The organism is Marinobacter goseongensis, assembly GCF_023156235.1.
Lineage (GTDB): Bacteria > Pseudomonadota > Gammaproteobacteria > Pseudomonadales > Oleiphilaceae > Marinobacter > Marinobacter goseongensis.
Window position 1 is genome coordinate 48,411 of the sequence record NZ_JAKZAI010000001.1, and the last position, 12,119, is coordinate 60,529.

The window sequence follows — 12,119 nt, forward strand, 5'->3', positions numbered from 1 at the left end:
ATTTTGACAGCTATAAACAGTAATTTAGCATGTATTTCCAGAAACGCAGTGATTCCCCTGACGGAGATTCGGTATTGGACACGACAAAATTTGACGGAGAACTCGACGCACGCGGGCTGTACTGCCCGGAACCGGTGATGATGCTCCACAACCGCATCAACGATGTGCCGGTGGGCGGCGTGCTCAAAGTAATCGCCACGGACCCATCCACAACCCGGGACATTCCACGATTCTGTCAGTTCCTCAATCACGCCCTCCTGCATACCGAGGAATCCGGCAAGGAATTCCTCTACTTCATACGTCGAGGGAGCTGAGGTGCCGTAGAAATTCGTCGCGGTCCATCTCTCCCAGAACGCGGGCTCCCGGCAGCTCCTCACCGTCCCGACCAAAGAACAGGATGGCTGGTGGGCCAAATAGCCCGAGCTCGTCCAGCAAGGCCTGCTGAGCGGTCGTATTGTCCGTCATGTCGATCTGCAGCAGCGTATAGGGTGCCAGGGCATCGATCACGTCAGCGGCACTGAATACGTTGCGTTCCATCACCTTGCAGGAGATGCACCAGTCGGCGTAGAAATCCAGCATCACCGGCTGGCGGTTGCGGCGGGCCTGCGTCATCAGATCCCGGATCTGGTCCGGCGATCCCACCCTCTGGAAGCTCGCATGCTCCGCGGCGTTGCTACCGGAGACAACGGTCTTCGCGGTGTAAGGCGCCAACGGCTGCAGTGGGTCAGTCGCGCCTCCGATGGCTCCTGCCAGCAGCGCCAGGCCGTAGGCAAACATCACCAGGCCGGCGCCTTTGCGGGTGCGCTCCCAGCCGGCTTTTGCCGCATCGAAGGCGCCCAGTTGAACGCCGGTGATCGCCACCAGCAGGCCCCACAATGTCAGTGCCAGCCAAGCGGGTACCAGGCGTTCAATCAGCCAGATGGCAACCGCCAGCAGCATGACACCGTAGAACGCCTTGACCACGTTCATCCATGGCCCGGTTGACGGCAACAGCTTGCGCCCGCCGATGGCAACCAGAATCAAGGGTATGCCCATGCCAAGGCCCAGTGAGAACAGAGCCATGCCGCCAACCACAGCGTCCTGTGTGGTGCTGATGTACAGCAGGCTGCCGGCCAGAGGTGCCGATACACAGGGCGAAACAATCAGTGCGGACAACGCGCCGATACCGAAGATACCCGCAACACGAGTGCCGGTCAGTCGGTGGCTGGCGTCGTTCAGCGGCTCACGGATGAAACGGGGAAGCTGGATGTCGAACAGGTTGAACATGGACAGCGCGAAGAGCGCGAACAGGGCGGCAAATACCCCCAGCACCCACGGGGATTGCAGCTGGGCCTGAAGGTTGAAGCTGGCGCCGAGCAATCCGGTGATCACTCCGGCGGCGGCGTAGGTCAGTGCCATGCCAAGCACATAGCTGCCGGACAGCATCAGGGCCTGCCCCGTGGAGCGGGTATTGCGGCCAGAAACCAGGGCGGAGATGATTGGCACCATGGGCAGCACGCAGGGGGTGAAAGTCAGGCCCAGTCCGAGCAACAGAAAAACCGCCGCAATCGCCAGGGTGGACTGTTCGGACAGGAAGCCCGCCAGCCCGGTGGCAGATTGGGGATTGAGGTCCGACGGGCTGGCGTTGCCGGGCGCGGACGTTGGGGATGTCTGCACCGCCGCAGTCTCACGGTCGTCTCCGCTGCCCGGATAGTAGAGCACGGTCCGAGTCTGGGGCGGGTAACACAGGCCCGCTTCCGCACAACCCTGATAGGTCACCTCCAGCTCCGCCTCCCGGACGCCGTCCGGCAGGCTCACGGGTACCCGGGCTTCGACCGGATCGTAGAACACCGTCATAATCCCGAAGTACTCGTCCTCGGTGGTGGTGCCTTGCAACGAGAACTCGGGTTCACCCAGAGTGACCCCTTTTGTCAGGGGGGTAACCGATACGCGGGATTTGTAGAGATAGTGATCCGGTGCAATATTCCAGGACAGGACCACGCTGCCGGCGTCTGTGGCGTAGTTAAAGGGCAGGGCTTCATCTACGGCAAGAAAGTCGCCACTGTTGCCAAACAATGGGTTCCCGGAACTGCCCAACCCCCAGGCCGACGCGGATAACAGAACCAGCAACAGCGCCAGAATGTGGCGGCTGGCCAGAAAGGTCTCGGACATACGTCGAGCGGGTTTGGCAAACTCGGTCATAATGACTATCGGATCCTGAGTGTTTCTGTCTTGGCTCACGGGACTGATGCAGCGCGTCCGGACAACCTCTGTCAGGAAGCAATGGACACCCCCGGCACCCTAAAGTTCCCTCTGGTATTGCGGGATTTAAAGTCGCACAATAGCGTCCCAATGACGCACAATCCAGACGATCTTATCATGCTGTTCAATGACTTGTTCCTGGAATCCAGCCGGACGATCCTGGTCAGAGGCAGTGATGAACCCGAATATCTGCCGGCTACGGAAGCCGGTGGCGCTGCACAGATTATTTTTGCACACGGTTATTTCGCCAGCGCCCTGCATGAGATCAGTCATTGGTGTATTGCCGGCGCGCACCGCCGAACGCTGCCGGACTATGGTTACTGGTACTGCCCTGACGGCCGCACTGCCGGTCAGCAGAAGGCTTTCGAACAGGCGGAGGTAAAGCCTCAGGCGCTTGAATGGCTGTTTGCCGTCGCTGCAGGGTCCCGCTTTCACATCAGCGTGGACAACCTCTCCGGAGGCGGAGCCGCCGATGAATCCGGCTTTCGCCGCAAGGTGCGTGCGCGGGCCAATCATTACCTCGAGCATGGGATGCCGGCTCGCGCGCGGGCATTCTTTGACACGCTCAGGTCATTTTACGGAACCGGGGAAACGTTTGAACACGCCTGGCAAGAAGAGTCCCGGCGCATACTTTCTCACGCTCCTGATACAGACATAAAGGAAGACTGATTGCCTATGACATCTGAATCCCACGACACCAGCAAACCGTTGTTCAAGGATCTTAATCTGGACCAACGCCTGCTGGATGCCATCACAGATATCGGTTTTGAATACTGCACCCCGATCCAGGCCGAAACCCTGCCGTTTACCCTGGCGTGCCAGGATCTGATCGGGCAGGCCCAGACCGGCACCGGTAAAACCGCGGCATTCCTGATTACCGCGATCCAGAGCATGCTGGAAACTCCGGTGCCGGAAAAAGACCGCTTTGCCTCCGAGCCGCGCGTGCTTGCTCTGGCGCCGACTCGTGAACTGGCCATGCAGATTGCCAAGGATGCCGAGCAGTTGTGCGGTTACACCGGCCACAACGTGGTCACGGTGGTCGGTGGCATGAACTACGACAAGCAGCGAGATCAGCTGCAGAACGAAATTGTCGACATTCTGGTAGCAACCCCCGGCCGCCTGATTGACTTCCTGGGCTCCCAGGACGTTTTTCTTGATCAGCTGGATATTCTCATTCTCGACGAGGCGGATCGGATGCTCGACATGGGCTTCATTCCCGACGTCAAACGCATCATCCGCAAGTGCACGCCGAAAGAGGAGCGCCAGACCCTGCTGTTCAGCGCCACCTTCAATCAGGATGTGCTCAATCTGGCGTCCATGTGGACCCAGAGCGCCGAGTTTGTGGAAATCGAACCGGAGCAGAAGACCGCCGAACGCGTCGAGCAGACCGTTTACCTGGTGGGAGAGGATGAGAAGCTGCCAGTGCTGGTGAACTATCTCAAACGTCCGGAGGTCGAGAAGGCCATTGTGTTTGCCAACCGTCGGGATCAATGCCGGGATCTGGATGAGGATCTCCGCAACCAGGGCGTGAAAGTTGCCCTGATGTCCGGCGAGATTGCCCAGAACAAGCGCTTGAAAACCCTTGAACAGTTCAAGCGTGGCGACATCCAGGTGCTGGTGGCTACCGACGTGGCCGGTCGCGGCATTCACGTCAACGGCGTGACCCATGTTTTCAACTACAATCTTCCGGAGAACGCAGAAGACTACGTTCATCGCATTGGCCGGACCGGGCGCGCGGGCAAGACCGGCGTGTCGGTCAGCTTCGCCAGCGAGGACGATGCCTTCTCACTGCCGGCGATTGAGTCCTACATCAGTCAGAAGCTGAAAACTGCGGTGCCTGATGAGGAGCTGTCGGTGACCATGCCGAATGCTCCGATCACCAGAAAGCGTGGCGGGCGCCGGCCACAGGGCAACCGCAGCCAGGGTGGACGAGGGCAGGGCGGCCGCCCGCCGCGTCAGCGCAGGAACTAAAAGAGGCGAACAGTTCAGACCATGTTGATCGTAGCGGACGAAAACATTCCCCTGCTGGAGTCCTTTTTCGGGGATATCGGCACCATTCGCCGGGTGTCCGGTCGCACCGTGTCTCCCGAGGACGTCAACGATGCGGATATCCTGCTGGTCAGGTCCGTGACCCGGGTCAATGAAGCGTTGCTGAAAGACAGCCGAGTCCGATACGTGGGAACCTCCACCATCGGCACCGATCACGTCGATCTGCCTTGGCTCGAATCTCGTGGTATTGCCTTTTCCGCAGCGCCGGGCTGCAATGCCAACAGTGTCGCCGAGTATGTGCTGTCGGTGCTGTCGCTGTATGCCGAACAGCAGGGGCTGGACGACTGGGAGACCCTCAGTGTCGGCATTGTAGGTGCCGGCAATGTGGGCAGTGAACTGGCGCGTAAGCTGGATAAGCTCGGCTTCACCGTGCGCCTGTGCGATCCGCCGCGGCAGGCGGTTGAAGGTGATGATAATGAGATGTTCTGCAGTCTGGACGAAGCACTGGAATGCGATGTTATTACCCTTCACACACCGTTGACCCGGGAATCCGCCCACCCCACATTTAACATGATCGATGCAGACAGACTGGCCAGGCTGACCGCCGGTCAGCTGCTGATCAACACCAGCCGTGGCGAGGTCATCGAATCGGCCGCGTTGCTGGAGCGGCTGCAAGCGCCGAACGCACCGACGGTGGTGCTGGATGTGTGGGAGCAGGAGCCGCGGGTGAATCCGCAGCTGGTTGACCGGGTCTGGCTGGCAACCCCGCACATTGCAGGCTACAGCCTCGAGGGTAAGGTGCAGGGCACCGAGATGGTGTATCAGTCTCTCTGCCGTTTCCTGGGCCTGCCGGCCCGTAAAAAGGCCGGGCAATATCTGCCAGAGCCTGCGCTCAGCAAACTCTGCTTCACCAGCGCGGCCGAGGAAATGGGGGCCGGAAATATTGCCATGCGCTCCTGTTATGACCCCCGCCGGGATGATGCCCGTCTGCGCCTGACCATGGACCTGCCGGTAGAGGAGCGGGGCACGGCGTTCGACCGTCTGCGCAAGAACTATCCGGTGCGGCGGGAGTTCTCGAGCGTCAAAATCCAGCTCAAAGGCACCAGCAAATCGCTCCAGGACACTTTTCGCGCCCTGGGCTTCAAGCTGAAAATCTGATCAGAGGCTGGCCTGCTTCAAGGCTTCGATGCGCGCTTCCAGCGGTGGGTGGGTCATGAACAGCGCACTCAAGCCGGCCCGGGCACCGCGGTTGATGCCAAACGCCTGCAGGCTGTCCGGCATCTGATCCGGTACCTCGCTCTCCTGTTTCAGTCTCGCCAGTGCGTTGATCATGGCGCCGCGCCCGGCCAGTTGGGCACCGGCGATGTCAGCGCGGAATTCCCGGCGGCGGGAGAACCAGAACACGATGGTGCTGGCGAGAATGCCCAGCACGATTTCCGCTGCGATGCTGACCACGAAGAAGCCGATACCGTGGCCACTCTCATTCTTGAACACGACCCGATCCACGAACGAGCCGATCACCCGGGATGCGAAGATCACGAAGGTGTTCACCACGCCCTGAATCAGCGCCAGGGTTATCATGTCACCGTTGGCCACATGGCCGATTTCATGGCCCAGCACCGCGCGGATCTCGTCCTTGTTGAATCGATGCAACAGGCCCTCGCTGACAGCCACGAGAGAATCGTTCTTGTTCCAGCCGGTGGCAAACGCGTTGGACTGGGAGGCGGGGAAGATCGCCACTTCCGGCATGCCAATGCCGGCATTCTTGGCCAGGTCGGCAACGGTATCCACCAGCCAGCGTTCAGCCGGTGTGCGTGGTGACTCGATAACCCGTGCTTTGGTGCTCCATTTGGCCATGGGTTTGGAGATCAGCAGCGATACGATAGCTCCGGCAAAGCCGAACACGGCTGCGAACGCGAGCAGTGAACCGTACTGAATACCATTCTGGGCAAGGTAGCTGTCCACGCCGAGAAGGCGCAGGGTAATGCTGGCTACAATAATGACCGCCAGGTTGGTGGCGAGAAACAGCAAGATACGCATTATCGGTTCCTTAAGTGAGTCATGTTCCACAATAGCGACATGTTACACCGACGTTATATGCGGCTTGTGGCGGTCGGTTCAAGCGGTTTACGCGGATTTAATGATCGCCCCGGTTGCGGGGCTTCGCGGCCGTTTCGGTGCCAAAAAAAGTACCCTGCATCACTTGGGTGATGGTCGCGGAGCGGCCACTGCGCAGGGCGCTGCGGATAAGGTGCACGTGAGTAGACAGATCGTGCCTGACGGATGGGGGCAATACGGTCTGATCCTGTGGCGCAAGGGACTCCAGTAGGGCCAGTAATCCCGGGCAGGCCGGCATGCTCAGACGCACAAAGGCGTCGCGGGTCAGCACGGCCTGATCCAGAGCTTCCTGACGGATGGTGTCGACATAGCGCAACAGCCCTTCGTCTTCGAGCCAGAGCAGGGCGCCGAAACAGGCCATATGGCGCTTGCTGTGCAGGCCGAACTCATCGGGCTCGTCCGGCCCTGCGATGTCTTCAACAAACAGGTTGATGCGCCTGGGGAACGCGTTGTAAAGCTGAACCAGTGCAATGGCGGCGTCTTTGTAGAATTCCTCAACGTGAATATCAGCCATTTACCCCACCAATCACTGCTGGTAATTCGAAAGAAAGTGGGCAAGCCGTGTCATGGAGTCCTCCAGGGTATCAACCCGGGGCAGGAAGACCACCCTCAGATGTTGCTTGTCATTGATATTGAAAGCCGAGCCCTGAACCAGAAGAATGCGCTCCTGCAACAGCAGATCCAGCACAAGCTTCTCGTCGTTGACGATCGGGAACTTCTTGGGGTCCAGTTTCGGAAACAGGTAAAGCGCCCCCTTGGGCTTGACACAGCTCACCCCGGGAATGTCATTCAGCAGTCGCCATGCGGTTTCCCGTTGCTCGAACAATCGGCCACCGGGGGCCACCAGATCATCGATAGACTGGTAGCCGCCGAGTGCGGTCTGGATGGCCAACTGGGCGGGCACGTTGGCGCACAGCCGCATATTGGACAGCATCTCGATACCTTCGATGAGGTCCCGCGCGCGGTGCTTGGCGCCACTGATGATCATCCAGCCGGAGCGGTAGCCTGCGGCCCGGTAATTCTTGGACAGACCGTTGTAGGTGAAGAACAGCACGTCGTCGGCCAATGAAGCCGTGGACACGTGCCGGGTGCCGTCGTACAGAATCTTGTCGTAGATCTCGTCAGACAGAATGATCAGGTTGTGCTGTCGGGCCAGCTCGATGACCTGCTCCAGCAGCTCCGTTGAGTAAACCGCCCCGGTCGGGTTGTTGGGGTTGATCAGCACGATCGCGCGGGTGCGCTTGGTGATCTTCTTGCGAATATCGTCAATGTCGGGAAACCAGTCCTGGGCTTCATCACAGTGATAATGCACCGGCTTGCCACTGGAGAGCGTCACGGCCGCCGTCCACAACGGGTAATCCGGAGCCGGAATCAGCACTTCGTCGCCGGTGTTGAGCATGGCCTGCATGGACATGACGATGAGCTCACTGACGCCGTTGCCAAGGAAAATGTCGTCGATATCGACTTTGTCGATGCCCCGCTGCTGGCAGTAGTGCATGACCGCCTTGCGGGCAGAGAACAGCCCCTTGGATTCCACATAGCCCTGGGCCAGAGGCATGTTGTAGATCACATCCTGCTGAATTTCTTCGGGTACATCCAGCTCGAACGCGGCCGGATTGCCGATGTTCAGCTTCAGCACCCGATGCCCTTCTTCTTCGAGCCGACGGGCCTCACGCAGAACCACGCCACGTATTTCGTAACACACGTTATCCAGCTTGGCGGACTTGTGGAAGTTCTGCATAAGACTGTGGTTCCCTTAACCCGATATCAGAAAAAATTATAATAACATCAATCTCGTATTCTAGCGGAGCATGACCGCCGGGCAACAGGGCAATTGTGATGAATTATGGCGAAAGAGGACTTTGTTCTTCGGATGATGTATTGTGCGCAATTCAATTGATGGCAATTAAAGGAGAGGGCGTGTGAGCGAAAGTATTTACGATTTTAGCGTTCAGGATATCAAGGGTAACGACCACGACATGGCGGAGTATCGGGGCAAAGTGCTGCTGATCGTTAATACTGCCAGCAAGTGTGGGTTCACCCCCCAGTTCGAGGGTCTGCAGGCGCTGCACAAGGATCTTGGCGAACGCGGGCTCGACGTGTTGGGGTTTCCCTGCAATCAGTTTCTCAATCAGGATCCCGCAGACAATGGCGCCATCAGCCAGTTCTGCAGCCTGAACTATGGCGTGGATTTTCCGATGTTTGCCAAGATCGAGGTCAACGGCCCCGAGGCGCACCCGCTGTACCGCTTTCTGAAACAGCAAGCCAAAGGTCTGATGGGCTCGGAGAAGGTCAAGTGGAACTTCACGAAGTTTCTGGTGAACAGGGACGGGCAGGTGGTTCGCCGTTATCCGCCGACCAGTAAGCCGGAAGCGATCCGTGCCGACATCGAAAAGCTGCTGTAATTTATGACCGCACCGGAGGATGGCCTGGCCCTGGACAGCCAGGTCTGCTTTGCTCTGTACACCGCCAACCGCGCGGTGGTTGCGCGTTACCGGCCGTTGCTGGCCGAGCTGGGCCTGACCTATCCGCAGTACCTGGTGATGCTGGTGCTGTGGGAGGCTGCGGCGGGCGATCACCGCTTGAAGGTGTCAGAGGTGGGTGACCGTCTGCGGCTGGATTCCGGCACCCTGACGCCACTGTTGAAGCGCCTGGAGTTGCGCGGGCTGGTTAATCGTGCTCGCGGCGAAGACGATGAGCGGGTGGTGACGGTAGCTGTGACGCGAGCGGGCTACGACTTGCGTGCGCAGGCCTGTTCTGTGCCGGAACGTCTGCTATGCGCTACCGGGGTGGCACCGGAGCGATTGATGGCGCTTCGGGACGAGCTCAGGTCGGTTCTTGCCGAGCTGGAGCGTCAGGCGCCCAGCGTTCGATAACGGCTTTCAGATCGTTGCGGTTGTAAGGCTTGGTAATGTAGTCGTTCATACCGGAAGCCAGGCAATTCTCCCGGTCCCCCTGCATGACGTTGGCGGTCACCGCGATCACCGGCAAGGTTTTCCAGGCAGGGTTCTCCCGGATCTGCCGAGTCGCTTCATAGCCGTCCATGACTGGCATCTGGCAATCCATCAGAACCATGTCGTACGTCCTGTTCTCCATCGCCTGAAGCGCCCGCTTGCCGTTCTCCGCCAGATCAACGGTGTGCCCGAGCTTGCGCAACAGGCTGCTGGCCACCAGCTGATTGACCTGGTTGTCTTCCACCAGCAGGATGGCAAGGGCGGCTGAGCCCGCCGCCGCATTGTTTTCGCGTGTGGCCGCGGGCTCCGGCTCGGTGAGCGCGGTTTCGTAGACCGGCAGTGGCAGCGTCACGGTGAAATGGGTGCCGCGTCCCACTTCTGAATCCACCAGAATCTGTCCGTGCATGCGCTCGATCAGTTGTCGGCAGAGCGTCAGACCGAGGCCGGTTCCGCCATAGAGGCGAGTGGTGTCGGTGTCCGCCTGGGAGAACGGCGAGAATATGCGGTGCAGTCCCTCTTTGGACATGCCGATACCGGTGTCGATCACGTCGATCTTGACGTTACCGCCAACCCGCGAAACCCCAACTTTCACGCTGCCATCATCGGTAAACTTGATGGCATTGCTGAGCAGGTTGTTGAGGATCTGGCGGGTGCGCGTGGGGTCACCGAGAAACATCTCGGGCAGGTCACGGTCGATGTCTGCCAACAACTCGATGTGTTTTCTGCGGGCCTGCTGGGTATGGAGAACGGCACATTCCTCGATCAGGTTGCGGACGTTGAACGGAATGTTTTCCAGGCTCAGCTTGCCCGCTTCGACCTTCGATATATCGAGGATGTCGTTCAGCAGCCCCAACAGGCTCTGCCCGGCGTTCAGCGCGATCTCAAGCCGGTTACGCTGTTCCGGATCAAGATCCCCTTCCAGCGCAAGCCCCAGCATACCCAGTACCCCGTTGAGCGGGGTGCGGATTTCGTGGCTCATACTGGCCAGGAAATTGGCCCGTGAGCGCGCCCGCCGCACGGCATCCTCCTTGGCCTTCACCAGCGCCCGATTGCCCCGCTGCAAGGCTGCGTTCTTCTCCGAGATTTCGCGGGTGCGGTCATCCACCTCCCGCTCCAGTTGCGCCGAGTAGTTTTTCATGGCGCTCTCGGCACGCCGCAGTTGGGCAAGGCTGGAGTCGATGGTTTGCAGGTGCTGGTTGATGATCCCGACCATTGCACCGATTTCGTCTTCCTGGTGGTTTAGCGGAATAGGCAGGCGGACCTTCTCGGGTGTTTCCGCCTGCACCCGGCTCAGCGCATTGATGACGTTCATCATCGGACGAGTAAGTACGAGATAGAAAATAGCCAGCAGTGCGGCTGACAGGACCAAGCTCTTGAAGAAACCGCTGAGCAGGGTGTAACCGGCCCGCTGCATAAAGATCAGGCCATAGTGAAAGGTATCGATGGTTACCGTCAGTGTGCCCAGAGGCAGGTCCGCAAGCTGGCGCACCCGCAGCTCGTCGCTGAAGGTCCGGTTTGCACCGAACAGGGCATCGCTGATCCAGCGGTAGGGCGACACCGGGCTGCTCTGACTGGCCGCTGCCATGGTGTGGCCGTCGTTATCAATGATGCGGGCATCAATGGTTGCAGGATGACGCAACAAGCCATCAAGGAGCTCTTCCGCCAGGCGGACATCAATGTTGTAGGCAATCTGGGAGGCCGGGCTGTGACTGATCTCGATCAGCGCGCGGATCTCTTCTTCCATGGATTCGCGGGCGCTGAAAAAGTCCAGGGTAACCTGCACAATGTTCAGAATCAGGCCCAGCGCCATGGCTAGCAACACGGTGTCGCGGGTGAGGCGAAAAGAAAGGCGTTTACGGAATAGCCTGGTCACCAGTTTACACAATCCCTGTCTGGAGGCGGTTCAGTCGCGAGCGGTCAGAATCCGGTCAATCATCGTAATCGGCTTTTTTCTTCCACTCGTCATCATGGAGAAAGGTATCCCAATCCTGGTCAAGTTTGGATGGGCCATCGTTACCTTCAGCGGCTTTCTGATCGTCAGTACTTATAGCCTCCAATTCCTTGATCCGGGTGCGGAAGCTTTTGACGGCCTTCATCGCAAGCGGGTTATCCTGAGACTTGCCCATTTCGGTGCTGGCCAGGTGATAGGAATGAATCGCCTTGCGAATCTGATTTTGCCGCACGTGGTCGCGAGCCTGAAAGACGTGGAGGTCGGCGTGTGTTTTATGCACCAAAAACAATACGTACTTCAGGTTTTTCTTGGCGGTGGCGTTGTCGATTTTCCCGGCCTTGTGCAGGCCTTCAATCATTTTGAAAAGATTTTGCAGTAACTCTTTAACATAGTTGGACTTCTCCGGGGAGTCGATTTTCACCGGTGAGCGACTGTCGTTATTTTCCAGTACCTGTGTTCTGAGTTGCTGGGCGGCGGCAAGCCAGTCGTTGACCGGCCGCGCGGATTTCAGTGCCAGCAACTCGTTACAGGCTTCCTCCATACGCTTGATCAGCAGCAGTTTCAGGTCCGGGGTGAGGTACTGGCCAGGGATCTCGTTGAGCAGGCGGTTGGCGCGGTTGTACTGGTCTTCCTGAGAAGCGGTTCGCCGGGCCCGTTCAATTTTCGACCGTTCCCGCATCTGGATCGCCACAATGATAATGATCGAAGCAGTGACAAGAGCGGCGAGTATCAGGACGATCGTAGTGGTATCCATGAGATTGCTAACGACTCCGCATCAGTTCGGGTAACGGCGCATCCGGTTTCACGAATTCCGGTTTCTCCGCAAGTAACCGAAAGATTAGCAGAAAATCCGGAATGAATCCGTT

12 protein-coding genes are annotated in these 12,119 nt (G+C 58.8%); 6 read left to right on the forward strand and 6 right to left on the reverse strand.

What is annotated here, in order from left to right; all coding sequences use genetic code 11:
- The first annotated feature begins 29 nt into the window (after positions 1-29).
- The gene (gene tusA / locus MLC70_RS00240) at positions 30-314 is read left to right on the forward strand and encodes a sulfurtransferase TusA (RefSeq protein ID WP_427902077.1); all 285 of its coding nucleotides are present in this window, start codon (positions 30-32) and stop codon (positions 312-314) included.
- On the opposite strand, the gene dsbD is transcribed toward tusA, so the two are convergent.
- Positions 295-2,181, reverse strand: coding sequence for a protein-disulfide reductase DsbD (gene dsbD / locus MLC70_RS00245; protein ID WP_248180967.1), 1,887 nt, complete (start codon positions 2,179-2,181; stop codon positions 295-297). The genes tusA and dsbD overlap by 20 nt on opposite strands.
- A 150-nt stretch (positions 2,182-2,331) precedes the next feature.
- Here dsbD and MLC70_RS00250 point away from each other — a divergent pair, with 150 nt between their 5' ends.
- The 3 genes from MLC70_RS00250 to pdxB are packed head-to-tail and all read left to right on the forward strand — an operon-like array spanning position 2,332 to position 5,388.
- Positions 2,332-2,910 (forward strand): elongation factor P hydroxylase, encoded by a 579-nt coding sequence (locus MLC70_RS00250; RefSeq protein ID WP_248181026.1) that lies wholly within the window; start codon positions 2,332-2,334, stop codon positions 2,908-2,910.
- Positions 2,911-2,916: 6 nt separating this feature from the next.
- Entirely contained in the window at positions 2,917-4,212 is a 1,296-nt protein-coding gene (locus MLC70_RS00255; protein WP_248180968.1) for a DEAD/DEAH box helicase, read from the forward strand.
- Between the two features lie 21 nt (positions 4,213-4,233).
- Complete coding sequence (gene pdxB, locus MLC70_RS00260) at positions 4,234-5,388, forward strand: 4-phosphoerythronate dehydrogenase PdxB (RefSeq protein ID WP_248180969.1); 1,155 nt, start codon at positions 4,234-4,236, stop codon at positions 5,386-5,388.
- On the opposite strand, the gene htpX is transcribed toward pdxB, so the two are convergent.
- The 3 genes from htpX to MLC70_RS00275 all read right to left on the reverse strand — a co-directional run bounded on the left by htpX (position 5,389) and on the right by MLC70_RS00275 (position 8,089).
- Positions 5,389-6,273 carry a protease HtpX gene (htpX, locus tag MLC70_RS00265; protein WP_248181027.1) on the reverse strand — a complete coding sequence of 295 codons (885 nt, stop codon included), beginning with the start codon at positions 6,271-6,273 and terminating at the stop codon, positions 5,389-5,391.
- A 94-nt stretch (positions 6,274-6,367) separates the two neighbouring features.
- The gene (locus tag MLC70_RS00270) at positions 6,368-6,862 is read right to left on the reverse strand and encodes a hypothetical protein (protein ID WP_248180970.1); all 495 of its coding nucleotides are present in this window, start codon (positions 6,860-6,862) and stop codon (positions 6,368-6,370) included.
- 12 nt (positions 6,863-6,874) lie between these two features.
- Entirely contained in the window at positions 6,875-8,089 is a 1,215-nt protein-coding gene (locus tag MLC70_RS00275; protein WP_248180971.1) for a pyridoxal phosphate-dependent aminotransferase, read from the reverse strand.
- A 181-nt stretch (positions 8,090-8,270) separates the two neighbouring features.
- Between MLC70_RS00275 and MLC70_RS00280 the strand changes: the two genes are divergently transcribed.
- Together MLC70_RS00280 and MLC70_RS00285 are read left to right on the forward strand one after the other, a co-directional pair.
- Entirely contained in the window at positions 8,271-8,753 is a 483-nt protein-coding gene (locus tag MLC70_RS00280; RefSeq protein WP_317237497.1) for a glutathione peroxidase, read from the forward strand.
- 3 nt (positions 8,754-8,756) lie between these two features.
- Positions 8,757-9,224, forward strand: coding sequence for a MarR family winged helix-turn-helix transcriptional regulator (locus tag MLC70_RS00285; RefSeq protein ID WP_248180972.1), 468 nt, complete (start codon positions 8,757-8,759; stop codon positions 9,222-9,224).
- Here MLC70_RS00285 and MLC70_RS00290 read toward each other — a convergent pair.
- Together MLC70_RS00290 and MLC70_RS00295 are read right to left on the reverse strand one after the other, a co-directional pair.
- Positions 9,175-11,175, reverse strand: a complete 2,001-nt coding sequence (locus MLC70_RS00290; RefSeq protein WP_248180973.1) for an ATP-binding protein — start codon at positions 11,173-11,175, stop codon at positions 9,175-9,177. The genes MLC70_RS00285 and MLC70_RS00290 overlap by 50 nt on opposite strands.
- 55 nt (positions 11,176-11,230) lie before the next feature.
- Entirely contained in the window at positions 11,231-12,007 is a 777-nt protein-coding gene (locus MLC70_RS00295; protein WP_248180974.1) for a hypothetical protein, read from the reverse strand.
- Positions 12,008-12,119: the final 112 nt, after the last annotated feature.

Excerpts from the sequence above, each read along its gene's own strand:
- tusA (WP_427902077.1), top strand. The coding sequence starts at position 30 with ATGTATTTCCAGAAACGCAGTGATTCCCCTGACGGAGATTCGGTATTG.
- dsbD (WP_248180967.1), bottom strand. The coding sequence starts at position 2,181 with ATGACCGAGTTTGCCAAACCCGCTCGACGTATGTCCGAGACCTTTCTG.
- MLC70_RS00250 (WP_248181026.1), top strand. The coding sequence starts at position 2,332 with ATGACGCACAATCCAGACGATCTTATCATGCTGTTCAATGACTTGTTC.
- MLC70_RS00255 (WP_248180968.1), top strand. The coding sequence starts at position 2,917 with ATGACATCTGAATCCCACGACACCAGCAAACCGTTGTTCAAGGATCTT.
- pdxB (WP_248180969.1), top strand. The coding sequence starts at position 4,234 with ATGTTGATCGTAGCGGACGAAAACATTCCCCTGCTGGAGTCCTTTTTC.
- MLC70_RS00270 (WP_248180970.1), bottom strand. The coding sequence starts at position 6,862 with ATGGCTGATATTCACGTTGAGGAATTCTACAAAGACGCCGCCATTGCA.
- MLC70_RS00275 (WP_248180971.1), bottom strand. The coding sequence starts at position 8,089 with ATGCAGAACTTCCACAAGTCCGCCAAGCTGGATAACGTGTGTTACGAA.
- MLC70_RS00285 (WP_248180972.1), top strand. The coding sequence starts at position 8,757 with ATGACCGCACCGGAGGATGGCCTGGCCCTGGACAGCCAGGTCTGCTTT.
- MLC70_RS00295 (WP_248180974.1), bottom strand. The coding sequence starts at position 12,007 with ATGGATACCACTACGATCGTCCTGATACTCGCCGCTCTTGTCACTGCT.